General features: G+C 66.1%; 27 protein-coding genes (1 of these 27 only partly in view). 11 read left to right on the top strand and 16 right to left on the bottom strand.

What is annotated here, in order from left to right; translation table 11 throughout:
• The 4 genes from ACDI39_RS27030 to proX form a co-directional block, all read right to left on the bottom strand.
• A protein-coding gene (locus ACDI39_RS27030; protein WP_253103321.1) for an aminopeptidase P family protein crosses the window boundary here: on the bottom strand, nucleotides 1-1,793 show its 5' portion. 16 nt of this gene lie to the left of the window's left edge; the window shows 1,793 of its 1,809 coding nt (coding positions 1-1,793); it begins with the start codon at nucleotides 1,791-1,793; the stop codon falls past the left edge of the window.
• Nucleotides 1,794-1,863: 70 nt separating this feature from the next.
• On the bottom strand, nucleotides 1,864-2,835 hold the full coding sequence (locus ACDI39_RS27025; RefSeq protein ID WP_225790425.1) for a DMT family transporter: 972 nt from the start codon (nucleotides 2,833-2,835) through the stop codon (nucleotides 1,864-1,866).
• Nucleotides 2,780-3,709: an ornithine cyclodeaminase family protein gene (locus tag ACDI39_RS27020; RefSeq protein ID WP_225790426.1), complete on the bottom strand. Its 930-nt coding sequence runs from the start codon at nucleotides 3,707-3,709 to the stop codon at nucleotides 2,780-2,782. Before ACDI39_RS27020 ends, ACDI39_RS27025 begins: the two co-directional genes overlap by 56 nt.
• A gap of 49 nt (nucleotides 3,710-3,758) precedes the next feature.
• Nucleotides 3,759-4,787: a glycine betaine/L-proline ABC transporter substrate-binding protein ProX gene (gene proX / locus ACDI39_RS27015; protein WP_486537185.1), complete on the bottom strand. Its 1,029-nt coding sequence runs from the start codon at nucleotides 4,785-4,787 to the stop codon at nucleotides 3,759-3,761.
• A gap of 305 nt (nucleotides 4,788-5,092) precedes the next feature.
• On the opposite strand from proX, the gene ACDI39_RS27010 reads away from it, so the two are divergent.
• Both ACDI39_RS27010 and ACDI39_RS27005 read left to right on the top strand, forming a co-directional pair.
• Nucleotides 5,093-6,205, top strand: a complete 1,113-nt coding sequence (locus ACDI39_RS27010) for a DUF3182 family protein (protein ID WP_486537184.1) — start codon at nucleotides 5,093-5,095, stop codon at nucleotides 6,203-6,205.
• Entirely contained in the window at nucleotides 6,189-6,959 is a 771-nt protein-coding gene (locus tag ACDI39_RS27005) for an alpha/beta hydrolase family protein (RefSeq protein WP_225790429.1), read from the top strand. Before ACDI39_RS27010 ends, ACDI39_RS27005 begins: the two co-directional genes overlap by 17 nt.
• On the opposite strand, the gene ACDI39_RS27000 is transcribed toward ACDI39_RS27005, so the two are convergent.
• Nucleotides 6,938-7,318 carry an antibiotic biosynthesis monooxygenase gene (locus tag ACDI39_RS27000; protein WP_225790430.1) on the bottom strand — a complete coding sequence of 127 codons (381 nt, stop codon included), beginning with the start codon at nucleotides 7,316-7,318 and terminating at the stop codon, nucleotides 6,938-6,940. The genes ACDI39_RS27005 and ACDI39_RS27000 overlap by 22 nt on opposite strands.
• Before the next feature lie 86 nt (nucleotides 7,319-7,404).
• On the opposite strand from ACDI39_RS27000, the gene soxR reads away from it, so the two are divergent.
• Nucleotides 7,405-7,881: a redox-sensitive transcriptional activator SoxR gene (gene soxR / locus ACDI39_RS26995; protein WP_225790431.1), complete on the top strand. Its 477-nt coding sequence runs from the start codon at nucleotides 7,405-7,407 to the stop codon at nucleotides 7,879-7,881.
• A gap of 92 nt (nucleotides 7,882-7,973) precedes the next feature.
• Here soxR and ACDI39_RS26990 read toward each other — a convergent pair whose 3' ends face one another.
• Complete coding sequence (locus tag ACDI39_RS26990) at nucleotides 7,974-8,957, bottom strand: GlxA family transcriptional regulator (protein ID WP_253081656.1); 984 nt, start codon at nucleotides 8,955-8,957, stop codon at nucleotides 7,974-7,976.
• A gap of 82 nt (nucleotides 8,958-9,039) precedes the next feature.
• Here ACDI39_RS26990 and ACDI39_RS26985 point away from each other — a divergent pair, with 82 nt between their 5' ends.
• Nucleotides 9,040-9,597 (top strand): cysteine hydrolase family protein, encoded by a 558-nt coding sequence (locus ACDI39_RS26985; RefSeq protein ID WP_253081655.1) that lies wholly within the window; start codon nucleotides 9,040-9,042, stop codon nucleotides 9,595-9,597.
• 4 nt (nucleotides 9,598-9,601) lie between these two features.
• Here the strand turns inward: ACDI39_RS26985 and ACDI39_RS26980 are convergent, their stop codons facing one another.
• Nucleotides 9,602-10,165, bottom strand: coding sequence for a helix-turn-helix domain-containing protein (locus ACDI39_RS26980; RefSeq protein WP_225790434.1), 564 nt, complete (start codon nucleotides 10,163-10,165; stop codon nucleotides 9,602-9,604).
• A gap of 84 nt (nucleotides 10,166-10,249) precedes the next feature.
• Between ACDI39_RS26980 and ACDI39_RS26975 the strand changes: the two genes are divergently transcribed.
• The 7 genes from ACDI39_RS26975 to ACDI39_RS26945 all read left to right on the top strand — a co-directional run bounded on the left by ACDI39_RS26975 (nucleotide 10,250) and on the right by ACDI39_RS26945 (nucleotide 17,408).
• Nucleotides 10,250-11,200, top strand: coding sequence for a DMT family transporter (locus ACDI39_RS26975; protein ID WP_225790435.1), 951 nt, complete (start codon nucleotides 10,250-10,252; stop codon nucleotides 11,198-11,200).
• A gap of 150 nt (nucleotides 11,201-11,350) precedes the next feature.
• Nucleotides 11,351-14,266 (top strand): monovalent cation/H+ antiporter subunit A, encoded by a 2,916-nt coding sequence (locus ACDI39_RS26970; protein WP_225790436.1) that lies wholly within the window; start codon nucleotides 11,351-11,353, stop codon nucleotides 14,264-14,266.
• The gene (locus ACDI39_RS26965) at nucleotides 14,266-14,610 is read left to right on the top strand and encodes a Na+/H+ antiporter subunit C (RefSeq protein ID WP_225790437.1); all 345 of its coding nucleotides are present in this window, start codon (nucleotides 14,266-14,268) and stop codon (nucleotides 14,608-14,610) included. Before ACDI39_RS26970 ends, ACDI39_RS26965 begins: the two co-directional genes overlap by 1 nt.
• Nucleotides 14,607-16,286, top strand: a complete 1,680-nt coding sequence (locus tag ACDI39_RS26960) for a monovalent cation/H+ antiporter subunit D (RefSeq protein ID WP_486537183.1) — start codon at nucleotides 14,607-14,609, stop codon at nucleotides 16,284-16,286. The genes ACDI39_RS26965 and ACDI39_RS26960 overlap by 4 nt, the downstream gene beginning before the upstream one ends.
• Nucleotides 16,283-16,771 (top strand): Na+/H+ antiporter subunit E, encoded by a 489-nt coding sequence (locus ACDI39_RS26955; protein WP_225790439.1) that lies wholly within the window; start codon nucleotides 16,283-16,285, stop codon nucleotides 16,769-16,771. Before ACDI39_RS26960 ends, ACDI39_RS26955 begins: the two co-directional genes overlap by 4 nt.
• A complete protein-coding gene (locus ACDI39_RS26950; protein ID WP_225790440.1) occupies nucleotides 16,768-17,046 on the top strand; it encodes a K+/H+ antiporter subunit F in 279 nt (92 codons plus the stop codon). The genes ACDI39_RS26955 and ACDI39_RS26950 overlap by 4 nt, the downstream gene beginning before the upstream one ends.
• Nucleotides 17,043-17,408 carry a Na+/H+ antiporter subunit G gene (locus ACDI39_RS26945; protein ID WP_225790441.1) on the top strand — a complete coding sequence of 122 codons (366 nt, stop codon included), beginning with the start codon at nucleotides 17,043-17,045 and terminating at the stop codon, nucleotides 17,406-17,408. The genes ACDI39_RS26950 and ACDI39_RS26945 overlap by 4 nt, the downstream gene beginning before the upstream one ends.
• Nucleotides 17,409-17,476: 68 nt before the next feature.
• Here ACDI39_RS26945 and ACDI39_RS26940 read toward each other — a convergent pair whose 3' ends face one another.
• The 9 genes from ACDI39_RS26940 to ACDI39_RS26900 form a co-directional block, all read right to left on the bottom strand.
• Nucleotides 17,477-17,683 (bottom strand): hypothetical protein, encoded by a 207-nt coding sequence (locus ACDI39_RS26940; protein WP_225790442.1) that lies wholly within the window; start codon nucleotides 17,681-17,683, stop codon nucleotides 17,477-17,479.
• A complete protein-coding gene (locus tag ACDI39_RS26935; protein ID WP_225790443.1) occupies nucleotides 17,680-18,150 on the bottom strand; it encodes a hypothetical protein in 471 nt (156 codons plus the stop codon). Before ACDI39_RS26935 ends, ACDI39_RS26940 begins: the two co-directional genes overlap by 4 nt.
• Before the next feature lie 379 nt (nucleotides 18,151-18,529).
• Nucleotides 18,530-18,724 carry a hypothetical protein gene (locus ACDI39_RS26930; protein WP_225790444.1) on the bottom strand — a complete coding sequence of 65 codons (195 nt, stop codon included), beginning with the start codon at nucleotides 18,722-18,724 and terminating at the stop codon, nucleotides 18,530-18,532.
• Between the two features lie 187 nt (nucleotides 18,725-18,911).
• Nucleotides 18,912-19,316 (bottom strand): TraR/DksA family transcriptional regulator, encoded by a 405-nt coding sequence (locus ACDI39_RS26925; RefSeq protein WP_225790445.1) that lies wholly within the window; start codon nucleotides 19,314-19,316, stop codon nucleotides 18,912-18,914.
• Between the two features lie 394 nt (nucleotides 19,317-19,710).
• Nucleotides 19,711-20,484 carry an enoyl-CoA hydratase gene (locus ACDI39_RS26920; protein ID WP_225790446.1) on the bottom strand — a complete coding sequence of 258 codons (774 nt, stop codon included), beginning with the start codon at nucleotides 20,482-20,484 and terminating at the stop codon, nucleotides 19,711-19,713.
• A gap of 13 nt (nucleotides 20,485-20,497) precedes the next feature.
• The gene (locus ACDI39_RS26915) at nucleotides 20,498-21,625 is read right to left on the bottom strand and encodes an acyl-CoA dehydrogenase (RefSeq protein WP_486537182.1); all 1,128 of its coding nucleotides are present in this window, start codon (nucleotides 21,623-21,625) and stop codon (nucleotides 20,498-20,500) included.
• 9 nt (nucleotides 21,626-21,634) lie between these two features.
• The gene (locus ACDI39_RS26910) at nucleotides 21,635-22,828 is read right to left on the bottom strand and encodes an acetyl-CoA C-acyltransferase (protein ID WP_225790448.1); all 1,194 of its coding nucleotides are present in this window, start codon (nucleotides 22,826-22,828) and stop codon (nucleotides 21,635-21,637) included.
• 13 nt (nucleotides 22,829-22,841) lie between these two features.
• Nucleotides 22,842-23,609, bottom strand: coding sequence for an SDR family NAD(P)-dependent oxidoreductase (locus tag ACDI39_RS26905; protein WP_486537181.1), 768 nt, complete (start codon nucleotides 23,607-23,609; stop codon nucleotides 22,842-22,844).
• A gap of 12 nt (nucleotides 23,610-23,621) precedes the next feature.
• A complete protein-coding gene (locus ACDI39_RS26900) occupies nucleotides 23,622-25,268 on the bottom strand; it encodes an AMP-binding protein (RefSeq protein ID WP_225790450.1) in 1,647 nt (548 codons plus the stop codon).
• Between the last annotated feature and the right edge of the window lie 15 nt (nucleotides 25,269-25,283).

Below are 25,283 nucleotides of genomic sequence, written 5' to 3'. Positions count from 1 at the left end.
CGCGTCTCCAGCCAGGCCAGGGCCTCGCCCTTGAGCAATGGCGCCAACCGTTCCCGCACCATGGCGTGATAGCCATTGAGCCACTGGATGTCCTGTGCCCCGAGCAACTCGGGCAGCAGGCAGCGGGTATCGATCGGACACAGCGTCAAGGTCTCGAAGGCCAGAAAGTCGCCGAACGCACTCTTGCCAGCCTCGCGGTTGACCACCAGGTTCTCGATGCGCACGCCCCAGGCGCCCGGGCGATAGGTACCAGGCTCGATCGAGCTGATCATGCCCGGCTGCATGGCGGTCTGTGGCAAGGTCGCCGCCTGGTAGGCGATGACCTGCGGCCCTTCGTGGACATTCATGAAATAACCCACGCCATGCCCGGTGCCATGCCCATAGTCGACCTGGTCGGCCCATATCGGCGCCCGGGCGATGGCATCGAGCAACGGCGAGGCAATACCGCGAGGGAATGTGGCCCGCGACAGCGCGATCATGCCCTTGAGCACCCGCGTGCAATCCTCGCGCTGTTCGCGGCAGGGATTGCCGATCGGCACCATCCGGGTGATGTCGGTGGTACCGCCCAGGTACTGACCACCAGAATCGATCAGCAGCAGTCCATCACCCTCGATCACCGCATGCGACTGCTCGGTGGCCCGGTAATGCGGCATGGCGCCATTGGCGTTGAAGGCCGCGATGGTGGAGAAACTCAGTGACACGAACCCCGGACGGCGGGCACGCGCCGCGCTCAGGCGTTCATCGACGGTCAGCTCGGTAATGACTTCCTTGCCCAGGTTCGCCTCGAACCAGGCAAAGAACTCGCACAGCGCGGCGCCGTCCTGCTCCATGACCTGGCGAACATGCACCAGCTCCTCCTCGCCCTTGCGCGACTTGCTCAAGGTGGTTGGGTTGAGCCCTTCGAGCAGTTGCACCTGCTCGTCGAGGTTGTCCAGCAGCCCACAAGTCACCCGTGCCGGGTCCACCAGCAGGCGGCTGCCCGGTGTCAGTGCCGCCAGGGCCGGCCCAGCCTCGGCGTAATCACGCACCTCGATGCCATCGACTTGCAATACCTGGCGCAGATGATCGTCGATCTTGTCCAGGCCGACGAACAGGGTCGCTTGCGTCTGGCCGACCAAGGCAAAGGAAACGAACACTGGGTTATAGGACACATCGCTGCCACGTAGGTTGAACAACCAGGCGATGTCGTCGAGGGTGGCGATGAAGTGCCAGTCGGCCCCCTGCGCCTGCAATGCCTGGCGTAATCCGGCCAGTTTCTGCGCACGGTTGACGGTCGCATGGGGTGGCAGGTGCTGGTAGACGGGGTTGCCGGGCAGGGCCGGCCGCTCGTCCCATACCTGCCCCAGCAGATCCAGGTGAGTCAGCAAGCGCACCTGCCTGGCCTCCAGGCGCTCGCGCAGTTGGCGTGCCGAAGCCAGCGCCATGGCCGCGCCATCCACCGCCACGACGCCGTGGCGCTCGACATGCTCGCCGAGCCATTCCAGCGCGCCTGGCTGGCCAGGCAGCAGTTTCATCAGTTCGATGCCACTGCCCTCCAGTTCCTTCTGCGCCTGCTCCCAGTAACGGCTGTCGACCCACAGTCCAGCGAAGCGCGCCATCACCACCAGGGTGCCCACCGAGCCATGGAAGCCGGACAGCCATTGCCGCCCCTGCCAGTGGCCAGGCAAGTATTCGGACAGGTGCGGGTCGGCCGAGGGCACCAGCAGGGCATCCACCCCTTCCCTGGCCATCACCTCACGCACGCGCGCCAGGCGGGCCGGAACGCTTTCCTGAATCGGGGACTGACTATTCATGCGCACTCCTGCGGACACATCATCGTTGACCATTCCAGACCGTCGATAATGGAGTAGCGCGCATGCCCTGTCACCCCACCCCCTTCTGCCGCCGGACCGAAAACATCCCGCCCAGGACGACCAGCCCCGCGCCCACGACGAGGAACACATCGAGCAGTTCCCCGAACCAGACAACACCGATCAACGAAGCGAACACCAGCAACGAATAGTTGAACGGCTGCAAGGTCACCGCAGGCGCGAACTTCAGCGCCTGCAGCAGCAACAGTTGTGCTACCACCCCCGTCATCGAGAGCACCAGCATCAGGCCGAGCTGCACCGGGGAAGGCGCAACCCATTGGGGAAGGCCGATAGCGGTCGACGCGACGGCGCCCCAGAACCCCATGTACAGCATGTTCGTGGCGAAGGAGTCGGCCGTGCTGATCTTGCGCGTCAAGATGTTGAACGACGCGAACATCAAGGCCGCCAGCAGGGGGATCAACGAGGCCAGGCTGAACACCCCAATGCCAGGCTTGAGGATGATCAAGGTTCCGCCAAAGCCGACGATCGCCGCCAGGCACTGGCGCAGATTGACATGCTCACGCAGCACGACGGCGGCCAAGGCCATCGTCAGCAAGGGGAAGATGGCGTAGATCGCATGGGTTTCGGCGAGCCCCAGGTACCGCAACGCCAGGCCGAACACGGCGATCTCGAAGACGCCGAGCAATGAGCGCGCCATCTGCAGCCAGGGATGGGCGCTCCTGAGCGCATTGCCCACCCCGCCCTTCATCGACACGAAGCACACCGCGAACAACAGGAAGCACCAGTAACGCACCATGACCATCTGTGCGATCGGCAGGTCCTTGACCAGTATCTTGGTGATCCCGTCCTGGGCTGCGAACACGAACATCGAGAGCAGACACAGGCCGATACCGATCCGTGTGCCCCTCGCCTGGTCAACCGCACTCAGGCGTTGCGCCGCTGTATTCATCTTGCGCGACGCCCTGGTCTCAGCCCTTGAGGAGACGTAGCACATGCTGGCATACAGCCAGATCCAGGTGCGCACCACCGGCGTTCTTGTACAGCGTGATGTCGTCGGCCCTGCGCAAGATCGAAGGCGCCTGGCAGAGTTCGAACAGATCGGCCTCGATGCTGGCTTCGCTGATCAGGCCCGCTTGCAGCGGTACCTGCAGGTCGCCGGCCTCGAGCGCACTGTTACGGTCGTCCACGAACAGGCGTGCGGCCGCCACCGCAGCGCTGTCGGCCTCCCGCATGTCCGGGCGGAAGCCACCCACCAGGTCGATATGGCTCCCAGGACGCACATGCAGCCCCTTGACCAAGGGCTGCGCAGCGCTGGTGGCGCAGACGATGATGTCGGCGCGGCCAACGGCCTCGTCCAGTTGCGTGACGAGGCTGGCCTCGATGCCTCGATCCTGCAGTTGCGCGACGCTCTGCTGGAGTTTCGAGGCGGTGCGGTTCCATAGCAGCACCTGGCGGATACCGGGACGGATATGCAAGTAGGCCTCGACCAGCGCTCGGGCGATCGGCCCAGCCCCCAGCACCAACAGCACGGCGCTGTCCGGCCGGCTCAGGCGCTCGGCCGCCAGCGCCGAGTCTGCGGCCGTCTTCCAGGCAGTGATGGCCGGGCCATCGAAGATGGCGCTGATGGCCTTGGTACGCTCATCGACCACCACGAAGGCCGCCTGCTCCGAGGGCAAGGGTGGCCTCGCGTCGAGGTTGGCAGGAAAGATCGAGGCGATCTTCACCCCCGCGCCCTGCCCCGGCAGCACCACTCCCCGGCTGAACAGCCCATACTCGCTGTCGCCGAGGAAATAGGCGCCGCTGACCGGACGTGGCCCCAGGTGCACCCGGCGAAGCGCATCGAGCACGCCTCCCCAGCCCAGCACGGCGTTTATCTGTTCGGCGCCAATGATCTGCATGTGAGGGATTTCCCTGTATTGCTGGTAGATGAACGATGCCCCGGCAGGCTCAGTTGCGGGCCTGGGTGGCCGCGGCCCTTGCAGCCTGCAGCCATTGGTCGAACTGCTGGCGGTGAGCGACGATCCACGCCTTGGCGTGGCGCTGGATGTCGGCGGGGCTCTTCTCACCCTGCTGCATCTTCAGGTTCTGCGCGCTCTCGTCGGCGGCGCTGATCTGCATCAGCGAGAGGAACTTCAGCGCCGCCGGGTTCTTGTCGGCGAAGTCCCGGTTCAGCACGGCTTCGACCTTGTCCACGGCAAAGCCCAGATTCTTGCCTTGGTAGGTAGTGTCGACCGCGTTGTCGCCACCCGGCAGGTCGGTCCTGGGCACCTCCAGCCAGACCACGTCGCGGCCTTCGACCAGCACACCGGCGACCCACTGAGGTACCCAGGTGTAATAGAGCACCGGCTTGCCCTCCTTGAAGCGCGTGATGGTGTCGGCCATCAGTGCGAAGTACGAGCCTTGGTTGACGTGCACGGTCTTCTCCAGGTCGTAGGCCTTCATGTGGTGGGCGATCACCAGCTCGCAACCCCAGCCCGGGTTGCAACCGGTCAGGTCGGCCTTGCCATCGCCGTCGGTGTCGAACAGCTTGGCGATCTCTGGCTTCTTCAGGTCGGTGATGTACTTGATGCCGTGCGCATCGGCGGTCTTCTTGTCGATCAGGTAGCCCTGCAACACACCCGGCAGGATGTCACCGGCCTTGACCATCTTCTGGTCGCCCCCGGCCTTCTCGTAGAAGCTTTCGTGCAGCTTGTCCCATAGGTTCACGGAGAAGTCGGCATCGCCGTAGCCGACCGCCAGCACCATGGTGGCGTATTCGGTTTCCTTGGGTTTCTGCACCTTGTAGCCCAGCTCGCGCAGGCCCTGCATGGCGATCTCGCCGCGAAAGCGCTCCTCTTCGACCGAGGGGAAGGCCGGCGTGATCTTCACCCCCTCCCCCGGCTTGTCCGCCGAAGCGCTGGCAGACAGGGAAGCCACGGTGAACAGCGCGGCTGACGCATAGCGAACGAAATGGCGGGTGAACCTGGACTCGTGCATCTTCGCGTACCTTTTCTTGTTATTGAGTGTGCGACGCAATGGACGGTAAGCCTCGGACAGCCTTGTGCCGCCCGGCGCGGGTTGCAAAGGGCGTCATCATCGGAGGGCTTGGCGCACTGTAGCCCCCTCTACAGCGCGGAAATAGGATGGGAGCGTCAATTTATGGTATCCCGGTGCACCAGGTTCACAGCCTCGAGCCCGGCAGGGCGCAGGCTCCGAACGCCGGCAACCACCGATCAATTGCGCTGAACTTCGCCGCCCGGGCGGCTTCACACCCCATACACCCACAGCGCAAAGGCACGCCCATGCCCCACTCCCGCGAGCCGAAAACCGCCGTCGTACTGCTCGATACCCGCGAGCACAGCCCGGACCATGAACATGCGGTCCACCTCAAGCTCGCCGACTGCCTGGCCCAACTGCTGGGTATCGACCGTGCAGAACCCACCAGGCCACCTACCGCCGCCGACCGCTACTACTACCTGCCGACCGACACCCTGGTCGACCCGCAGCGCTATCGTCGCCTGGGCATCCTCGATGAACAGGACCTGTTCGGCGGCCTGGTGGCGCACCCCTACATGGCGACCAAGGCGATTTCCCATCCCTTGCTCGCCGGCGCCAGCTTCCCTGTGGGTTGGACCGATGCCTTCGCCCACCAGGCAGGCGATGCCCTGCTGCGCGGCTATACCGTGTTCAGTCGGGTCGATGCGCGCCGCGCGGCGCAAGCGCTGCTGCGCGAGGGCCCCGTACGGGTCAAGCCGGTACTGGCCTGCGCCGGGCGCGGCCAGCAGGTCGTCACCCATATCGACGAACTGGAGCCGGCGCTCGCGCAGCTCGACGACCAAGCCTTGGCCACCTGTGGCCTGGTGCTGGAGGAGCACCTCGACGACGTGCAGACCTTCAGCGTTGGCCAGGTCCACGTCGCGGGCCTGGTCTGCAGCTACTACGGCACCCAACAGCTGACCCACGACCACCAGGGTACCGAGGTCTATGGCGGCTCTGACCTGCTGGTGGTGCGCGGGGGCTACGAGGCGCTGTTGCAGTTGCCCCTGGAAGACCACCTGCGCCTGGCGATCACCCAGGCCATGACCTATGAACGCGCGGCGCAGCAGCACTTTCCCGGCTTCATCGCCTCGCGTCGCAACTATGACATCGCCCGCGGCCTGGATGCGCACCAGCACCTGCGCAGCGGCGTGCTGGAGCAATCCTGGCGCCTGGGTGGCGCCAGCAGTGCCGAAGTCCTGGCCCTGCAAGCCTTCGCCGACGACCCGGCGCTGCAGCGGGTACGCGCCTCGAGCCATGAAGTGTTCGGCCCCGTCGAGCTGCCCGCCGATGCCACACTCTTCTATCAGGGACACGACAGTGAACTTGGACAACTCAGCAAATTTGCGCGGATTCGCCACCATGACCATCGAGAGTGAAACCGTTGAACTGCAGGTCGAGGACGACCGCATCTGCGGCACCCTGGTGAGCCCTGGCAGCAAGATGCCAGGGATCCTCTTCGTCCACGGCTGGGGCGGCAGCCAGCAGCGCGACCTGGCCAGGGCCCGGCACATCACCGGGCTGGGCTGCGTGTGCATGACCTTCGACCTGCGCGGCCACGAAAAGACCGAGAGCCAGCGCCTGACCGTCACCCGCGAGCAGAACCTAGGCGACCTGGTTGCCGCCTATGACCGGCTGGCCAGCCACCCTGCGGTGGACCCCAGCGCCATCGCCCTGATCGGCAGCAGCTATGGCGGCTACCTGGCGACCCTGCTGACCCTCCAGCGCCCCGTGAAGTGGCTGGCCCTGCGCGTGCCGGCCCTGTACTGGGACGACGACTGGGACACCCCCAAACAGGCCCTCGACCGCCAGCGCCTGAACGTCTACCGCCAGCGCATCCTCGGGCCGGGCGACAATCGTGCCCTGGCAGCCTGCGCGGAGTTCGGCGGCGATGTGCTGCTGGTGGAGTCGGAGCAAGACGACTATGTGCCGCACAACACCCTGATGAGCTACCGCTCGGCCTTCGTCGGGGCGCACTCGCTGACCCACCGCATCGTCGACGGTGCCGATCATGCGTTGTCCAGCGAGGAAAGCCAGAAGGCCTACAGCTCGATCCTCGCCGCCTGGATCGGCGAAATGGTGATCGGCGCGCGGTTGGACCGCTACCCGCACTATGCGCCCTGGTATGCTTGAGACTCGCCGACCTGGCAGTGCAGGCCGCCATCGGCGCCGCGCACCAGGCTGCGCAGGGCCTGGTAGGCAGCGAAGTTCACGCCACGCGCCTGGTGCTGGCACAGCAGTTCGAGAAAGGGCTCCTCGACGAAGCGCTCCGCCGCCGCGGCCCATTCACGGCGCGACTGCCACTGCAGGTACTGCAGCACCCGGCAGCCATCGTCGCTGGCCTGGATGCTGACGGACAGCAGCCCGTCGCAGCGCGCAGCCAGCTCCTCGCTGCGCAGCACCAGCGCCTGGGCCAGCGCCTCCTGCCGGGATGCCGGCACCTCGTACTCGATCATCTGGGTGAACCACAGGGAATGGGCCTTGGCCGTCATGGACAGTCTCCTTGCTCCGGGTACTTGCAGCGTGTTGGCCAGGAGGGTAAAACCTCGAGTTAAGTCAAGGTCAAGGACTTTTTACCATGCCGAGCAAGACGCCCTCCTCCCACCCCCAGGACCGGTTGCTGAGCGTCGGCCAACTGGCAGCGCGCAGTGGGGTGGCGGTCACCGCCTTGCATTTCTACGAGGCCAAGGGGCTGATCCACAGCACCCGCAACGCTGGCAACCAGCGCCGCTATGCACGGGCCATGCTGCGTCGGGTGGCGGTGATCAAGATGGCTCAGCGCCTGGGTATCGCCCTGGCGGACATCGCACTGGCCCTCGACACCCTGCCCAAGGACCATACCCCCACCGCCGAGGACTGGGGCAGGCTTTCTGCCCGCTGGCGCGAGGACCTGAGCCGGCGCATCGATGAATTGACCCTGCTGCGCGACCAACTGGACGGCTGCATCGGCTGTGGCTGCCTGTCGCTGAAGGAATGTCCCCTGCGCAACCACCATGATCGCCTGGCCGACGAAGGGCCAGGGCCCCATCCGCCCGAACCGCCTGTTCACTCATAAGAGCGATACGGAACCTGTGGGAGATTACCCAGCCTTTGGGCTGCGCTGTCACGCAGAGAACTGATAGTGGCTTTACGCGGCCCCCAAATGCATCACCCCGCCACAGCGAACTGTCGCCGATAGTCACTGGGCGTAAGGCCGGTGATGCGCTGGAACACCTTGCGAAACGCCCCCGGGTCCTGGTACCCCACGCCCCAGGCGATCTGGTCGACGCTGCGCCGGGTGAACTCCAGTAGGCGGCAGGCCCGTCCGACCCGGACCTGCTGGCAGTACTCGGTCGGCCGCAGACCAGTGGCGGCGCGGAAACGACGCAGGAAGGTACGTTGCTCCAGGCCCGCGCAGCTGGCCATGGTCGCCAGGCTGGCCTCCAGCACACCGTTGCCCTGCAGCCAGTGCTGGACCTTGAGCACAGCCTCGTCGCCATGGTCCAGGCGGGGGTTGAACTGCGCGCCAGGCAATGCCGTGGCCATCGGCTCCACCGCCAGGTAGCGAGCGGTCTCCCTGGCCAGGGTCGCGCCGAGAAAACGCTCCAGCAGGCGCAAGCCAAGCTCGGTCCAGGCCATCAGCCCGGCGGAAGTCATGATGTCGCCGTCGTCCAGCAGCGGCTGACCGGCCTCGACCCGGACCTTGGGAAAGCGCTCTGCCAAGGCCTGGGCATAGTTCCAGTGGGTGCACGCCCCGCGCCCATCGAGCAGGCCGCTGGCGGCGATGAAGAACACCCCGATGCACACCGAGGCGAGCACCGTGCCCTGGCCGTGCCACTGGAGCAACTGGGCCCGATGTCGCTCGAGCAGCGGCGCTGCCGGCACCGACTCCAGGCTTGGCGGGATCACCAAGGCTCGGACCTGGTGGCTGGCCTGGGGCTGGCTGTCGTGGATCACCTGCAGGTGCCCATGCGCATCGACTTGCCAATGGCTCACGCGCAGCGGCGGCAGGTCGCCCGCGCCCAGCTCGGCGGCGACCCGATTGGCCACCCGGAACAGGTCGGTCAACCCATGCACCGCCGCGCTCTGGGCCCCCGGATAGACCAGCACGCCGATTTCCAGGGTGCCAGTGCTGTCAGTTCTTGCCGTCATTCTGTCGATCGCGCCAATCCCAGGGAAGATCGCCCAAGCCTATAACTATCCGCATCCAACCACTACTGCCACAGGAGGCAGCATGAGCAAGCAGGCCCTGGTCATCATCGACATCCAGAACGACTACTTCCCCGGCGGCAAATGGACACTCGACGGCGCCGACGCAGCGGCCGACAACGCCGCCCGGCTGCTGGCCGCGGCCCGCGAACGGGGCGACCTGGTGGTGCACGTGCGGCATGAGTTCGACAGCGCCGAAGCCCCCTTCTTCGCCCCGGGCTCGGAAGGCGCGCAGATCCACGCCAAGGTCGCCCCGGCGCCAGGCGAGCCCGTGGTGCTCAAGCACCAGGTCAATGCCTTCCGCGATACCGACCTCAAGGCCTTGCTCGACCAGCACGCCGTCCAGGCCCTGACCATCGTCGGCAGCATGAGCCACATGTGCATCGACGCCGCGACCCGCGCCGCCGCCGATCACGGCTACCAGGTCGCGGTGGCCCACGACGCCTGCGCCACCCTGCCCCTGGACTTCGCCGGCCAGCAAGTGCCGGCCGCCCAGGTGCAGGCGGCCTCCATGGCCGCGCTGGCCTTCGCCTACGCCCGGGTCGAGAACACCGATACCCTGCTCGGCGAATACGGCCGCTGAGCGCTCAGATCACCACGTTGCGCACGAAACGCGTGGGCTCGCGGGCGTCGTTGCGATAGGCGTACCGGCAATTGCTGGGGAACACGTGGAACTCGCCAGCCCGCAGGCGATGTTCACACCCTTCGATGACCAGCGTCAGGCAGCCCTCGGCCACGTAGATCTGCTCGCTCCAGCCCTCGGCATCGGCCTCGCTGACATAGCATTCGCCCGGTGCCAGGGTCCACTCCCACAGCTCGACTTCGCGCCGGGCCGGGCTGCTGCCCAGCAGCACCGCCCGACTGCCGGGATGCTCGCCGGCCCAGGCCAGTTCGTCGATACGGCTGGAGTCGCGCTGCTCGGGGGCCTGGATCAGCGTGCTGAAAGCCACACCGAGCGCTTCGGCGATCAGGTCCAGGGTGGTGAGGCTGACGTTCTTCTCGCCGGCCTCGATGGCCACCAGCATCCGCCGGCTGACGCCGGAACGCTCGGCCAGGGCGGTCTGGCTCAGCCCGGCGGTATTGCGCAGTTGGCGAACGTTCTGGCTGACATGCTGGAGCACCGAGGCGCGGTAGGTGGAATCTTTGTGCACTATATTGCTCACGGGTAGGGGTTGCGCAGTATACTGCCCACTTTTGCGGCGATTGTGCGCCGCCCCCTCCGAGTGTGCAAGACCATGAGCCGATCCAACCCTACGCCGCAGCCGTCCGTTTCCTTCCGCCTGAGCAAGGCCGAGGTGGTGCTGGTGTTCATCACCATGCTCTGGGGCGGCACCTTCCTGCTGGTGCACAACGTCATGACCGTGAGCGGCCCGATGTTCTTCGTCGGCCTGCGCTTCGCCGCGGCGGCGCTGTTCGTCGGCCTGGTCTCGGCACGGGCGCTGGCGGGGCTGACCTTCACCGAACTGAAGGCCGGCATGCTGATCGGTGTAACGATCATGCTCGGCTACGGCTTGCAGACCATGGGCCTGCAGACCATCAGTAGCAGCCAGTCGGCGTTCATCACTGCACTCTATGTGCCCTTCGTGCCATTGCTGCAGTGGCTGGTGCTCGGCCGCCGCCCCGGCCTGATGCCCACCCTGGGGATCTGCCTGGCCTTCGTCGGCCTGGTGCTGCTGGCTGGTCCGGAAGGCGGGGCCTTGCACTTCAGCGAAGGCGAGCTGGTCACCCTGGTCAGCGCCGTGGCCATCGCCGGCGAGATCATCCTGATCAGCCGCTACGCCGGCCAGGTCGATGTGCGCCGGGTCACCGTGGTACAGCTGGCGACCGCCTCGGTGCTGTCGTTCCTCATGATCGTCCCGACCCAGGAGCGCCTGCCTGATTTTTCCTGGCTGCTACTGACCAGCGCCATCGGCCTGGGCGCCATGAGCGCGGTGATCCAGGTGGCGATGAACTGGGCGCAGAAATCGGTATCGCCGACCCGGGCCACCCTCATCTATGCCGGCGAGCCGGTCTGGGCCGGGATCGTCGGGCGCATCGCCGGAGAGCGTCTGCCGGGCGTGGCGCTGCTGGGCGGCCTGCTGATCGTCGTCGCCGTGGTGGTCAGCGAACTGAAGATCCGCCGCGCCAGCGAAGCGTCGCCGGTGCAGGAAGAGGCCGAGCCTCGTGAGCGTGAAGCGGGCCTGTGAAGCGTCGAACAGCGACTATGCTCTGAAAAAAACTGTTATAAAAAAACAGCTTGTCACGCCACATTTGTAGGATTCTGCGACAGCTTGCGTGTTGGTGATCAACAGCTCGGCACGTATGATCCTTGGCAAATTTCTCCAGATTAGAACGCTATGTCATTGATAGTGCTATTGCTTCTGCCCTTCGTGGGCAGTTGCCTGGCAGCCGCCCTGCCGCACAACGCACGTAATGCCGAGTCCATTCTCGCCGGGCTCGTCGCCCTGGTCGGTACCGTCCAGGTCGCCCTGTTGTACCCGCAGGTCGCCCATGGGGGCGTCATCCGTGAGGAATTCCTCTGGTTGCCCAGCCTGGGGTTGAACCTGGTGCTGCGCATGGACGGCTTCGCCTGGCTGTTCTCCCTGCTGGTGCTGGGCATCGGCACCCTGGTCTCGCTCTATGCGCGCTACTACATGTCGCCGCAGGACCCGGTGCCGCGCTTCTTCGCCTTCTTTCTGGCGTTCATGGGCGCCATGCTCGGCCTGGTGATCTCCGGCAACCTGATCCAGCTGGTGTTCTTCTGGGAGCTGACCAGCCTGTTCTCCTTCCTCTTGATCGGCTACTGGCACCACCGCGCCGACGCCCGCCGCGGCGCCTACATGGCGCTGATGGTCACCGGTGCCGGCGGCCTGTGCCTGCTGGTGGGCGCGCTGCTGCTCGGCCACGTGGTCGGCAGCTACGACCTGGACAAGGTCCTGGCAGCCGGCGAGACGATCCGCCAGCATGCGCTGTACCCGGTGCTGCTGCCGCTGATCCTGATCGGCGCCCTGAGCAAGAGCGCCCAGTTCCCCTTCCAGTTCTGGCTGCCCCATGCCATGGCGGCGCCTACCCCCGTCTCCGCCTACCTGCACTCGGCGACCATGGTCAAGGCCGGGGTATTCCTGCTGGCGCGCCTGTGGCCGGTGCTGTCGGGCAGCGAGGAGTGGTTCTGGATCGTCGGCGGTGCCGGCGCCCTGACCCTGCTGCTGGGCGCCTTCGCCGCCATGTTCCAGAACGATCTCAAAGGCCTGCTGGCCTACTCGACCATCAGCCACCTGGGCCTGATCACCCTGCTGCTCGGCCTGAACAGCCCGCTGGCGGCGGTGGCCGCGGTGTTCCACATCCTCAACCACGCCACCTTCAAGGCCTCGCTGTTCATGGCCGCCGGCATCATCGACCACGAGAGCGGCACCCGCGACATCCGCCGCCTGAGCGGGCTGTTCCGGCTGGTGCCGTTCACCGCCACCCTGGCCATGGTGGCCAGTGCCTCGATGGCCGGGGTGCCACTGATGAACGGATTCCTGTCCAAGGAGATGTTCTTCGCCGAAACGGTGTTCATCTCCTCCACGGCCTGGGTCGAGGCCACCCTCCCGGTCATCGCCACCCTGGCCGGCACCTTCAGCGTGGCCTACGCGTTGCGCTTCACCGTCGACGTGTTCTTCGGCCCCACCGCCCAGGACCTGCCGCACATCCCCCACGAGCCACCGCGCTGGATGCGCGCGCCAGTAGAACTGCTGGTACTGACCTGCCTGGTGGTGGGCATCTTCCCGGCCCAGTCGGTCGGCCCGCTGCTGGCCGCCGCTGCCCTGCCGGTGGTCGGCGGCACCCTGCCGGAATACAGCCTGGCCATCTGGCACGGCTGGAACGCCCCGCTGATCATGAGCCTGATCGCCATGAGCGGCGGCATCGTGCTCTACCTGCTGCTGCGCAAGCAACTGCGCCGCGGCCGCTTCCCCCATCCGCCGCTGATCGAGCGCTTCAACGGCAAGCGCCTGTTCGAACAGGGCCTGGTGCGCCTGATGCTGCTGGCCCGGCGCATCGAGGGGCTGCTGACCAGCCGACGCCTGCAGAGCCAGCTGTTCATGCTGGTGGTCGCCGCGTTCCTGGCCGGCCTGCTGCCCATGCTGTACAGCGGCATCACCTGGGGCGATCGCCCGAAGATCCCGGGCTCCGGGGTGTTCGTCGCGCTCTGGCTGATCGCCATCGCCTGCGCCATCGGGGCTGCCTGGCAAGCCAAGTACCACCGCCTGGCGGCGCTGATCATGGTCAGTGTCTGTGGCCTGATGACCTGCATCACCTTCGTCTGGTTCTCCGCTCCGGACCTGGCCCTCACCCAGTTGGTGGTGGAGGTGGTGACCACAGTGCTGATCCTGCTCGGCCTGCGCTGGCTGCCACGGCGTATCGAAGGCGTATCGCCCCTGCCCGGCAGCCAGGACCGCGCCCGTCTGCGGCGCCTGCGCGACCTGTTGCTGGCGGTGTTGGTCGGCGGCGGCATGGCGCTGCTCTCCTATGCCATGCTGACCCGGCCGACGCCCAACGACATCTCGTCCTTCTACTTGAGCCGGGCCCTGCCCCAGGGCGGCGGGACCAACGTGGTGAACGTCATGCTGGTGGACTTCCGCGGCTTCGACACCCTGGGCGAGATCACCGTGCTGGTGGCCGTGTCCCTGACCGTGTTCGCCCTGCTGCGACGCTTCCGCCCTCCGAAGGAAAGCATGCAGTTGCCTGCCCAGCAGCGCCAGTTGGCGCCAGACCTGGTCACCGACCTGATCAACCCGCGCCACGCCACCGACACCGCGCTGGGCTTCATGATGGTGCCGGCCGCGCTGGTGCGCCTGCTGCTGCCGATCGCCTTCGTGGTGTCGATGTACCTGTTCATGCGTGGCCACAACCAGCCGGGTGGCGGCTTCGTCGCCGGCCTGGTGATGTCGGTGGCGTTCATCCTCCAGTTCATGGTCGCCGGCACCCAGTGGGTCGAGGCGCAGATGAGCCTGCGCCCGCTGCGCTGGATGGGCACGGGCCTGCTCTGCGCGACCCTGACCGGCGGCGGCGCGATGGCCCTGGGCTATCCGTTCCTGACTACCCACACCGCCCACCTGCACCTGCCGCTGCTGGGTGACGTGCACGTGGCCAGCGCACTGTTCTTCGACGTCGGCGTCTACACCGTGGTGGTCGGTGCCACCCTGCTGATCCTCACCGCCCTGGCGCACCAGTCGGTGCGCGCCCACCGCCCGGGCACCGCGCCCAAGTCCAGCCAAGCAGGAGCCGCCTGATGGAAGAAGTCATCGCAATCGCCATCGGTGTCCTGGCCGCCTCCGGGGTCTGGCTGGTCCTGCGCCCGCGCACCTACCAGGTGATCATGGGCCTGTGCCTGCTCTCCTACGGCGTCAACCTGTTCATCTTCAGCATGGGCAGCCTGTTCATCGGCAAAGAGCCGATCATCAAGGACGGCGTGCCCCAGGACCTGCTGCACTACACCGACCCGCTGCCCCAGGCCCTGGTGTTGACCGCCATCGTCATCAGCTTCGCCATGACCGCGCTGTTCCTGGTGGTATTGCTCGCCTCGCGCGGCCTCACCGGTACCGACCATGTCGACGGCCGGGAGCGTGAGGAATGAGCGGGATGAACCAACTGATCATCGCCCCCATCCTGCTGCCGCTGGTGACCGCGGCCCTGATGCTGCTGCTCGGCGAAAAGCACCGCCCGCTCAAGGCGCGCCTGAACCTGCTGTCCACCCTGGCCGGTCTGTGCATCGCCATCACCTTGCTGCTGTGGATACGCAGCCAGGGTCAGGCCGAGTCGATCGGCGTCTACCTGCCGGGCAACTGGCCGGCGCCCTTCGGCATCGTGCTGGTGCTGGACCACCTGTCCGCGCTGCTGCTGAGCCTGACCGGGATCATCGGCGTCAGCGCACTGTTGTTCGCCCGAGCCCGCTGGGATGGCGCCGGCGCCAGCTTCCATGCGCTGTTCCAGATCCAGCTGATGGGCCTGTACGGCGCCTTCCTGACCGCCGACCTGTTCAACCTGTTCGTGTTCTTCGAAGTCCTGCTGGCGGCCTCCTACGGCCTGCTGCTGCACGGCTCGGGGCGGGCACGGGTCAAGGCCGGCCTGCACTACATTGCCGTCAACCTGTTCGCCTCGTCGCTGTTTTTGGTGGGGGCCGCCATGCTCTACGGCGTGACCGGCACCCTGAACATGGCCGATCTGGCCCTGAAGATCCCCCTGGTACCGGAGGCCGATCGCGGCCTGCTGCACGCCGGCGCGGCGATCCTGGCCATGGCCTTTTTGGTCAAGGCCGGCATCTGGCCGCTGAACTTCTGGCTGGTGCCGGCCTATGCCTCGGCCAGCGCGCCGGTCGCGGCGCTGTTCGCCATCATGACCAAGGTCGGCCTGTACGCGGTGCTGCGCCTATGGACCTTGCTGTTCTCCGGGCAGGCCGGCGCCTCGGCGCACTTCGGTGGGCAGTGGCTGGTCTATGGCGGCCTGGCCACCCTGGCCGTCGCGGCGATCGCCATTCTCGCCGCCCAGCGCCTGGAGCGCCTGGCCGCCCTGAGCATCCTGGTTTCCGCCGGCACCCTGCTGGGGGCCATCGGTTTCGGCCAACCGATCCTGACCGGCGGTGCGTTGTTCTACCTGGTGAGCTCGAGCCTGGCCCTGTGCGCCCTGTTCCTGCTCGCCGAGCTGATCGAACGTTCGCGCTCGGCCAACGAGGCGCCGCTGGACGATGAGGAAGACGCGATCCCGCCACCGCTGGAATCGCTGCACCCGCCCAAGGGCATCAACCTGGACGACGAGCAAAAGGCAGTGATCGGCCAGATCATTCCCTGGACCATGGCGTTCCTCGGCCTAAGCTTCATCGCCTGCGCCCTGTTGATCATCGGCATGCCGCCGCTGTCGGGCTTCATCGGCAAACTGAGCCTGATCAGCGCCCTGTTCAACCCACAAGGCCTGGGCATGCCGGCCGGACAAGCGCTGTCGCTCTCCGGCTGGGGCCTGGTGGCGCTGTTGATCCTCTCGGGCATGGCCTCGATGATCGCCTTCGGGCGAGTGGGCATCCAGCGCTTCTGGAAACCCGAGGAGCGCCCCTCGCCCCTGCTGCGGCGCTACGAGTGCCTGCCGATCGTGATCCTCCTGGGCCTGTGCATGGTCCTGAGCGTGCGGGCCGAACCGCTGCTGCGCTACACCCAGGACACGGCAGCCAGCCTGCAGGCACCCGACGCCTATATCCGGGCGGTGATGGCCACCCGCCCGGTACCCGGCCCTACCACGCTCGACGAACAGGTGCAGCCATGAGACGACTGTTCCCCGCCCCGCTGCTGTCCCTGTCGCTGTTCGCGCTGTGGTTGCTGCTCAATCTCTCGGTCAGCCCCGGCAACCTGCTGCTCGGCGCTGCACTGGGCTTTCTCGCCCCGCTGCTGATGGCGCCGCTGCGGCCAAAGCATGCCCATGTGCGGCGGCCCTTGGTCGTCGCCCGCTTGATCTGCCTGGTCGGCCTCGACGTGATCCTTTCCAACCTGCAGGTCGCCCGTGGCGTGCTGTGCGCCAAGCGGCGCCCGCCGCGCTCTGCCTTCGTCCACATTCCCCTGGCCCTGCGCGATGCCCACGGCCTGGCGGCGCTGTCGATGATCACCACGGTGGTGCCCGGCACGGTCTGGTCGGAGCTGGCCCTGGACCGCAGCGTCCTGCTGATCCATGTGTTCGACCTGGAGGACGAAGCGGCCTTCATCGAGCATTTCAAGAACACCTATGAACGCCCGCTGATGGAGATCTTCGAATGACAGGCCTGCTTGCCAATGCCGTCCTCGCCAGCCTGTTCATCTTCGCCAGCGCCATGGCCCTGGCGCTGGTCCGGCTGTTCCGCGGTCCCTCCGCCCAGGACCGAGTCCTGGCGCTGGACTACCTGTACATCCTGGCCATGCTGATGATGCTGGTGCTGGGCATCCGCTATGCCAGCGACACCTATTTCGAAGGCGCCCTGCTGATCGCCCTGTTCGGCTTCGTCGGCTCCTTCGCCCTGGCCAAGTTCCTCCTGCGTGGCGAGGTGATCGAATGAGCGAAACCATCGAACTACCCTTCTGGCTGGAGCTGGCCACGGCCGCGCTGCTGCTCACCGGCAGCCTGTTCGCCCTGATCGGCGCCATTGGCCTGGTTCGCCTGAAAGACTACTTCCAGCGCATGCATCCACCGGCACTGGCCTCGACCATCGGCGCCTGGAGCGTCTGCCTGGCGTCGATCCTGTATTTCTCATGGCTCAAGCAAGGGCCGGTGCTGCATGCCTGGCTGATCCCCGTGCTGCTGTCGATCACGGTGCCGGTCACCACCTTGCTGCTGGCCCGGGCGGCGCTGTTTCGCAAGCGCACCGCGGGCGAAGATGTGCCTGCGGAGGTCAGCAGCGGGCGCAATGGTGGGAGCTGAACGATGTGGGTGCGGGCTTAGGACCGCCAATAGGCCAGCCCTGGCACCGCAACGATGCGCTGGCAACCCTATCCCTGGCTCAGGCGCTGCAATTCACGCCGCACCATGGCCGCATATTCGGGCGGGCTGAGCCGATACAGCTGGCCGGCTACCCAGGCCAGCCAGGTGCTGCCCAGCGCCTCACGCTGCGCCAACAGTCGCTCGGCCAAGGCGGTCGCCTGGGCCTGGTGCCGGCGATGGAAGGCCGCCCGCCCCACAGGCAACTCGTCGCTCATTCGCTGGCCTTGAAGGTGGTCAACTCGCCCTTGCGCCACTTGGCGACCTTGCCCGTCACCGCCTTGAGCAGTTTGCCCAGGCCTTCCTGCACCTGCTGCCGGGCCGCGAACACCAGCATCACGCCGTGGCCTTCACGGAACACGATGCCCTCACCCTCCGGCACCGAGACGAAGGCATAGTCGCCAACACCGTAGACATTCAGCTTTATTTCACGAAAACGCAGCTCCAGCTTGCCACCTTCACGGCTGGGCAACACCGCGGCGCGGAAGTGATCGCCCACCTTGAGCTCCAGGCGCTGCTTGTCATCGACCACCAAGGCACTGCCCGTATCGATCTCAGCCATGTACAGGCCATCGGGTCCCTGCTCGGTGACATACACGAAACGCCCTTGGAACAGCTTGACCAACTTGGCCCGCAAATCGCCCAGGGCAAACAATGCGTGGGTATCCAGAGTACTGACTGCCAATGAAGAGTTCCTCAAATCGGTTACACGCGTCCACCCGAACGCCGGGGAGACACACTCATTTCAAGTCGTTGTCTGAAAAGACTAATGAAGCGATGCGCGAAACGTCTGTGCAGGCAGGCGACGCGACAGGCAGGAATCGTTACTCCAGCGTGCCAGCCAAGGCCTCAAGACGGTTTTTCGGCTGTTTCCCAACCGGGACACGTAATAACTGACAACCGAACTGCCAGAAAAGATGCAATAGAAAGTTCCAGGCCCCTCGGCAGAATGGGTCCGGTATTCATCAGCGCATTACAGGGGAAGGAATATGCACGAAAACACCGAAATCCGTCGAGAGGCCCAACACATTTCTTGCCTCTGGCACGCAACCTAGGGCCTCGACTCAGGCCGCCTGCCCTTTTTCCAGCTGTGCCAACCAGGCCGCCTGGCACTCCAGTGCCTCCCCGCGCGTGGCGAACGCCGTACCACGGCGCTCGCCATCGACCAGCACGACCCAGCAGACGCGCTTGCCCAGGGCCTGCAGGGTGGCAGGCACGCCAGAGCCAATCATCACGGCGACATCGATTCGGCTACTCATCATCCCCTCCGGAATTTAATTAGCTGCCTAACTATGTCGTCATCATACGCCTGCCCAGATCGCGGAAAAATCCTACTTGGGTATAGCTGTATTGCATCCACGGCAATAAAGGCCGAAGCCTGATGCAGGCATCGGAAACGCAAAGGCCCCACGGATCGCTCCGTGGGGCCTGGCACCGGGGTGTCGGTCAGATCTGGCGCTGGTGGCGGTCGAGCTGCTCGTGACGCTCCTGGGCTTCGATGCAGTACTTGGTGATCGGGCTGATCAGCAGGCGCTGCAGGCCGATCGGCTCGCCGCTGTCGTCGCACCAGCCGAAGCTTTCATCGGCGATGCGGCCCAGGGCCATCTCCAGCTGCGGCAACAGGCGCTGGTCGCGCTCGATGGCATTGACCAGCCAGTGGCGTTCTTCTTCCACCGAAGCCACGTCGGCCGGATCCGAAGGGGTATCCAGGCTCTCGATGGTATTGCGGCTCAGCTCGATGCGCTCCTGGGTCTCGACTTTCATCGCCTGCAGCAGCTCAGCGAAGAACGCCAGTTGATCGGCGTTCATGTAGTCATCGGCCGACATGGCCAGCAACTGTTCCTTGGTCATCGATTTCTCTATGAAAATATGTGCATTTGGGCGATTCGGGTGCCGCCGGCGATGGCTCGCCGGCAGCGGAATTCTTCAAGCGCCAACCGGCACTTTTCTACAGGGGGCGGCAGTCTAAGACGCTGCGTCGCATGGGGCAACAGGCACGACGGGGGAATTTGACCGAAATGGCCTGGATTCCGCCCATCGGCAGTCTACGGGGCGGCGAATGGGCGTGGGGTAAGCGTGCCTTGGGCTTTCTCGCCCCGCAGGGGAGCGCAGCCCTTTCGCGACACAAGGCCGCCCCCACATCTACGGCGCTGTTCTACAATCGAGCGCCATAGATGTGGGGGCGGCCTTGTGTCGCGACAGGGCCGTGTAGCGGCCCCAGCGTTCATTTACCCGCGCCGTGACCTCAACGGTCCTTGAACTGCGCCTCACGCTTGGCGATGAAGGCGGCCATGCCTTCCTTCTGGTCCTCGGTGGCGAAAGCGGCGTGGAACACCCGGCGCTCGAAGCGCACACCCTCGCTCAGGGTGACCTCGAAGGCGCGGTTGACGCTTTCCTTGACCATCATGCTCACCGGGATCGACTTGCTGGCGATGGTCGCTGCGACCTTCAACGCCTCCTCCAGCAGTTCGGCCTGGGGCACCACGCGGGCCACCAGGCCGGCGCGCTCGGCTTCCTCGGCGCCCATCAGGCGACCGGTCAGGCACAGCTCCATGGCCTTGGCCTTGCCCACCGCGCGGGTCAAGCGCTGGGTACCACCCATGCCCGGCAGCACGCCGAGGTTGATCTCCGGCTGGCCGAACTTGGCGTTGTCGGCGGCGAGGATGAAGTCGCACATCATCGCCAGCTCGCAGCCACCGCCCAGGGCGAAGCCGGATACCGCGGCGATGATCGGCTTGCGCCGGTTGGCGATGCGGTCGGCGTCGCTGAACAGGTCATCGACATAGATCTGCGGATACTTGAGCTCGGCCATCTCCTTGATATCGGCACCTGCGGCGAACGCCTTGGCAGAACCGGTGATGACCACGCAGCCGATGTTCGGATCACGTTCGAGCTGGTCCAGGGCCTGGTTGATCTCGCCGACGATCTGCGCGTTCAGGGCATTGAGCGCCTGGGGCCGGTTGAGGGTGATCAGGCCGACCTTGCCGTGGATGTCCAACAGGATGGTTTCGAATGCCATGCAGACTGCTCCTTCAAAGATTGCGCGCAATGACCATGCGCTGAATGTCGCTGGTGCCCTCGTAGATCTGGCAGACCCGGACGTCGCGGTAGATCCGCTCCAGCGGGAAGTCGCTCAGATAGCCATATCCGCCGAGGGTCTGCAAGGCGTCCGAACAGACCTTTTCGGCCATTTCCGAGGCGAACAGCTTGGCCATGGAGGCTTCCACCAGCGCCGCACGCCCAGCGTCGCGCAGCGCCGCGGCATGCAGCACCATTTGCCGGGCCACGGCGATGCGCGTGGCCATGTCGGCCAGGCGGAAGGCCACGGCCTGGTGTTCGATCAGCGGCTTGCCGAAACTCTGCCGCTCGTTGGCATAGTCGCGCGCCACCTCGAAGGCAGCGCGGGCCATGCCCACCGACTGGGCAGCGATGCCGATGCGCCCACCTTCGAGGTTGGCCAGGGCGATCCTGTAGCCCTCGCCCTCCTCGCCCAGGCGGTTGGCCACCGGCACGCGCACCTCGTCGAAGACGATCTGGCAGGTGTCGGAGGCATGCTGGCCAAGTTTGTCCTCGACCCGCGCCACCTGGTAGCCGGGCGAGTCGGTCGGCACGATGAAGGCGCTGATGCCACGCTTGCCGGCATCCGGGTCGGTGACGGCGAAGACGATCACCACGCCAGCGTTCTGCCCGGAGGTGATGAACTGCTTGCTGCCGTTGAGCACGTAGTGGTCACCGTCCAGACGCGCCCGGGTCTTCAGGCTGCTGGCATCGGAGCCGGCCTGGGGCTCGGTCAGGGCGAAGGCACCGAGCATCGCGCCGCTGGCCAACGGGGCGAGGAAGGTCGCCTTCTGTTGGTCGCTGCCAAAGCGCAGGATCGGCACGCACCCCACCGAGTTGTGCACGCTCATGATGGTCGAGCAGGCGCCGTCGCCCGCGGCGATCTCTTCAAGGGCCATGGCATAGGCCACGTAGCCGGTGTCGCTGCCGCCCCACTGCTCCGGCACCAGCATGCCGAACAGGCCCATATCGGCCATTTCCCGGATGGCCTCGCGAGGGAAGCTGTGCGCCTTGTCCCATTGCTCGGCGAACGGTTTCAGGCGCGCCTGGGCGAAGGCGCGAACGGCGTCGGCGATCTGTTGTTGTTCGTCAGATACCAGCATGGTCTCACCTCAATACAGGCATTCGACGGCCATGGCCGTGGCCTCGCCACCGCCGATGCAGATGGCCGCCACGCCACGGCGCAGGTTGTTCTGGCGCAGGGCCGAAAGCAGGGTCACCAGGATCCGTGCACCCGAGGCACCGATCGGGTGGCCCAGGGCGCAGGCGCCGCCGTGGATGTTGACCTTCTCGTGGGGCAGGTCGAGGTGCTTCATCGCGGCCAGGGTGACCACGGCGAAGGCCTCGTTGATCTCGAACAGGTCCACCTGCGACAGGTTCCAGCCGACGCGCTTGACCAGCTTGTCGATGGCTCCGATGGGGGCGGTGGGGAACAGCGCCGGTGCGTCGGCGAAAGCCGCATGGCCGTGGATCACCGCCAGGGGCGTGAGGCCACGCTGCTCGGCGTGCGAGCGGCGCATCAGCACCAGCGCCGCGGCGCCGTCGGAAATGGAGCTGGAGTTGGCCGCCGTGACCGTGCCACCTTCGCGAAAGGCCGGGCGCAGTTGCGGGATCTTGTCCAGGCGCGCCTTCGGTGGCTGCTCGTCATCCTTGACGATGCGCTTGTCCTTGCCTTCGGTGACTTCCACCGGGACGATCTCGGCGGCGAAACGGCCGCTGCTGATCGCCTCCTGGGCGCGGGTCAGCGAGGCGATGGCGAACTGGTCCTGGGCCTGGCGGCTGAAGCCGTTGGCCTGGGCGCAATCCTCGGCGAAGGTGCCCATCAGGCGACCCTTGTCGTAGGCGTCCTCCAGGCCGTCCATGAACATGTGGTCGATGATCTTGCCATGGCCCATGCGGTATCCGCCACGGGCCTTGTCCAGCAGGTAAGGCGCGTTGGTCATGCTTTCCATGCCGCCGGCCACCACCACCTCGGCACTGCCGGCCAGCAGCAGGTCATGGGCCATGATCGCCGCCTGCATGCCCGAGCCGCACATCTTGTTCAGGGTGGTGCAGGTGGTGTGCTTGTCCAAGCCCGCGCCCAGGGCGGCCTGGCGCGCCGGTGCCTGGCCGAGGCCGGCCGGCAGCACGCAGCCGAACAGCACCTGCTCGACGCTGCCGGCGTCGATGCCGGCACGCTCGACCGCGGCACGGATGGCGGCGGCGCCCAGTTGCGGGGCGCTCAGGCTTTTCAGGTCGCCCTGCAGGCCACCCATGGGCGTGCGCACGGCGCTGACGATGACGATCGGGTCGTTGGCGAGAGTCATGTTCGCTTACTCCTTACTTGGCAGCCATGCGCAGGGCACCGTCGAGGCGGATCACCTCGCCGTTGAGCATGCTGTTCTCGATGATATGACGGGCCAGCGCGGCGTACTCCTGCGCACGGCCCAAACGCGGCGGGAACGGTACGCCGGCGGCCAGGGAGTCACGCACCTCCTGGGGCATGCCAGCCATCATCGGCGTCTCGAAGATGCCTGGGGCGATGGTCATCACGCGGATGCCGAAACGCGCCAGCTCCCGCGCCACCGGCAGGGTCAGGCTGGCGATGGCGCCCTTGGAGGCGGCATAGGCAGCCTGGCCGATCTGCCCGTCGTAGGCGGCGATGGACGCGGTGTTGATGATCACGCCGCGCTCGCCCTCCTCGTCGGCCGCGCCTTCGGCCATGGCCGCCGCCGCCAGGCTCAGCAGGTTGAAGCTGCCCAGCAGGTTGACATTGATGACCTTGGCGAAACTCGCCAAGCCATGGGGTCCTTGTTTGCCCAGAACCTTCTCGGCGCCGACGATGCCGGCGCAGTTGACCAGCCCGTGCAGGCTACCGAACGCGCTGACGGCGGCATCCACCGCCGCCTGGGCGGCCTGTTCGTCGCTGATGTCGGCCACGGCGAAACGCGCCTGTTCACCCAGCTCGCGGGCCTTGGCCTCGACTGCCGCAGCATTGAGGTCGACCAGCATCACCTTGGCGCCGGCCTCGACCAGCATCTGCGCGGTGGCAGCGCCAAGCCCGGAGGCCGCGCCGCTGACGATGAAATGTTTGTTGGCTATCTGCATGATGTTTTTCCTTCAGGCGCTGGCGCGCGGGGCCGGCGCGTCCTGTTGTTTGGCGATTTCCTGGTTGCGCAGGATGAAGCGTTGCAGCTTGCCGCTCGGGGTCTTGGGCAAGTCGCTGACGAATTCGATTTCCCTGGGATAGGCGTGGGCATAGAGGCGCTGGCGGACATGCTGGCGCAGGGTCTCTTCCAGCTCGGCGCTGCCGACATGGCCCGGGGCGAGCACCACGAAGGCCTTGATCAGCTCGGTGCGCTCCGGATCGGGCTTGCCGATCACCGCCGCCTCGATCACCGCCGGGTGCTCGATCAACGCACTTTCCACATCGAACGGCCCGACCCGGTAGCCAGAGGTGGTGATCACGTCGTCGCTGCGGCCGACGAAGCTGATGCTGCCGTCATCGTTGAGCTCGACGGTATCGCCGCTGAGGTAGTACTTGCCGACGAAGGCCTTGGTCGGCAGCCCGTGGTAACCCGCGAACCAGCACAGCGGCGATTGCTCGCGGTCCACCGCGAGGATGCCCGGCTGCCCGGCGGACAGTTCGTTGGCCTGCTCGTCCAGCACGACGATGCGGTGGCCGGGAATGGCGAAGCCGGCCGAACCCAGGTGCACCGGGTGCTTCAGGCCATGATGGTTGCACAAGACCATGCCCAGTTCGGTCTGGCCGTAATGGTCATGGATGGTCACCCCCAGCTCGTCGGCGAACCAGCGGATCACTTCCGGGTTGAGCGGCTCGCCGGCGCTGCTGACCACCCGCAGGCGGCCCTTGATCGGTGTCGAGAACTCGCTGCCGGCGGCGATCAGCAGACGGTAGGCGGTAGGCGATCCGGCCAGGTTGCTGATGTTCAGCTTGTCGATGATCCGCGCGCAGCTCTCGACGTTGAACGGCCCGTCGTAGAAGGTGGTGGCGTGGCCCAGGGACAACGGGCCGGTGACGGCGTAATAAAGCCCGTAGGCCCATCCCGGGTCGGCCAGGTTCCAGAAGTTGTCCTCGGGACGCAGGTCGATGGCATCGCGCATGTAGCCCTGGAAGGCGACGATGGCCTTGAGCGGTACCTCGAGTGGCTTGGCAGGCCCGGTGGTACCCGAGGTGAACATCAGCAGGAAGGGATCGTCGCCCTTGCGCGGCACGGGCTCGCATGTGCTGTCAGCACTCTCCAGCGCCTGGTGGAAGTCCAGCTCGCCAGCGCTGGCCCCGACGGTGATGAGGGTCGGGCACCCCGTGACCTGGTCGAGCTTGTGGCGGTTGCCGCGGTCGGTGACCACCACGCGCGCATGGGACTGTTCGAGCCGGTGCTCGATGGCCTTGGGGCCGAAGGCGGTGAACAGCGGCTGGTACACCGCACCCAGGCGCCAGGTGGCAAGGATGGTCACCAGCAGCTCTGGAGTGCGTGGCATGAGGCCAGCAACTCGGTCGCCGGGGCCTACGCCTTGCTGGCCAAGCACATTGGCCAAGCGTGCCGCCAGCCCTTGCAGTTGCTCGAAGGTGTAGCGTGCGCTGTTACCCTCGCGGTCTTCCCAGATCAGCGCGACCCGGCCACTGCCGGCATGGCGGTCGCAGCATTCGACACAGGCATTGAGCGCGTCCAGCGTGCCATGCAGTGCCGCCTCGACGGCACTGCGATGGTTGAACGAACGGACGGCCTCGGCGTAATCGCGCATCGTCAGACTCCTGGT

The sequence above is a fragment of the Pseudomonas sp. Tun-23181 genome (assembly GCF_057415455.1).
This window is presented reverse-complemented; position numbering and strand designations above follow the sequence as displayed.

Bases quoted from the DNA above. Each gene is read 5' to 3' on its own strand.
- ACDI39_RS26955 (WP_225790439.1), top strand. From the start codon at position 16,283: ATGAGACGACTGTTCCCCGCCCCGCTGCTGTCCCTGTCGCTGTTCGCG.
- ACDI39_RS26920 (WP_225790446.1), bottom strand. From the start codon at position 20,484: ATGGCATTCGAAACCATCCTGTTGGACATCCACGGCAAGGTCGGCCTG.
- ACDI39_RS27020 (WP_225790426.1), bottom strand. From the start codon at position 3,709: ATGCAGATCATTGGCGCCGAACAGATAAACGCCGTGCTGGGCTGGGGA.
- ACDI39_RS26925 (WP_225790445.1), bottom strand. From the start codon at position 19,316: ATGACCAAGGAACAGTTGCTGGCCATGTCGGCCGATGACTACATGAAC.
- proX (WP_486537185.1), bottom strand. From the start codon at position 4,787: ATGCACGAGTCCAGGTTCACCCGCCATTTCGTTCGCTATGCGTCAGCC.
- ACDI39_RS26945 (WP_225790441.1), top strand. From the start codon at position 17,043: ATGAGCGAAACCATCGAACTACCCTTCTGGCTGGAGCTGGCCACGGCC.
- ACDI39_RS26985 (WP_253081655.1), top strand. From the start codon at position 9,040: ATGAGCAAGCAGGCCCTGGTCATCATCGACATCCAGAACGACTACTTC.
- ACDI39_RS26940 (WP_225790442.1), bottom strand. From the start codon at position 17,683: ATGAGCGACGAGTTGCCTGTGGGGCGGGCGGCCTTCCATCGCCGGCAC.
- ACDI39_RS26965 (WP_225790437.1), top strand. From the start codon at position 14,266: ATGGAAGAAGTCATCGCAATCGCCATCGGTGTCCTGGCCGCCTCCGGG.
- soxR (WP_225790431.1), top strand. From the start codon at position 7,405: ATGCCGAGCAAGACGCCCTCCTCCCACCCCCAGGACCGGTTGCTGAGC.
- ACDI39_RS26910 (WP_225790448.1), bottom strand. From the start codon at position 22,828: ATGACTCTCGCCAACGACCCGATCGTCATCGTCAGCGCCGTGCGCACG.
- ACDI39_RS27005 (WP_225790429.1), top strand. From the start codon at position 6,189: ATGACCATCGAGAGTGAAACCGTTGAACTGCAGGTCGAGGACGACCGC.
- ACDI39_RS26915 (WP_486537182.1), bottom strand. From the start codon at position 21,625: ATGCTGGTATCTGACGAACAACAACAGATCGCCGACGCCGTTCGCGCC.
- ACDI39_RS26975 (WP_225790435.1), top strand. From the start codon at position 10,250: ATGAGCCGATCCAACCCTACGCCGCAGCCGTCCGTTTCCTTCCGCCTG.
- ACDI39_RS26970 (WP_225790436.1), top strand. From the start codon at position 11,351: ATGTCATTGATAGTGCTATTGCTTCTGCCCTTCGTGGGCAGTTGCCTG.
- ACDI39_RS26930 (WP_225790444.1), bottom strand. From the start codon at position 18,724: ATGAGTAGCCGAATCGATGTCGCCGTGATGATTGGCTCTGGCGTGCCT.
- ACDI39_RS27010 (WP_486537184.1), top strand. From the start codon at position 5,093: ATGCCCCACTCCCGCGAGCCGAAAACCGCCGTCGTACTGCTCGATACC.
- ACDI39_RS26905 (WP_486537181.1), bottom strand. From the start codon at position 23,609: ATGCAGATAGCCAACAAACATTTCATCGTCAGCGGCGCGGCCTCCGGG.
- ACDI39_RS26900 (WP_225790450.1), bottom strand. From the start codon at position 25,268: ATGCGCGATTACGCCGAGGCCGTCCGTTCGTTCAACCATCGCAGTGCC.
- ACDI39_RS26960 (WP_486537183.1), top strand. From the start codon at position 14,607: ATGAGCGGGATGAACCAACTGATCATCGCCCCCATCCTGCTGCCGCTG.
- ACDI39_RS27000 (WP_225790430.1), bottom strand. From the start codon at position 7,318: ATGACGGCCAAGGCCCATTCCCTGTGGTTCACCCAGATGATCGAGTAC.
- ACDI39_RS26990 (WP_253081656.1), bottom strand. From the start codon at position 8,957: ATGACGGCAAGAACTGACAGCACTGGCACCCTGGAAATCGGCGTGCTG.
- ACDI39_RS26950 (WP_225790440.1), top strand. From the start codon at position 16,768: ATGACAGGCCTGCTTGCCAATGCCGTCCTCGCCAGCCTGTTCATCTTC.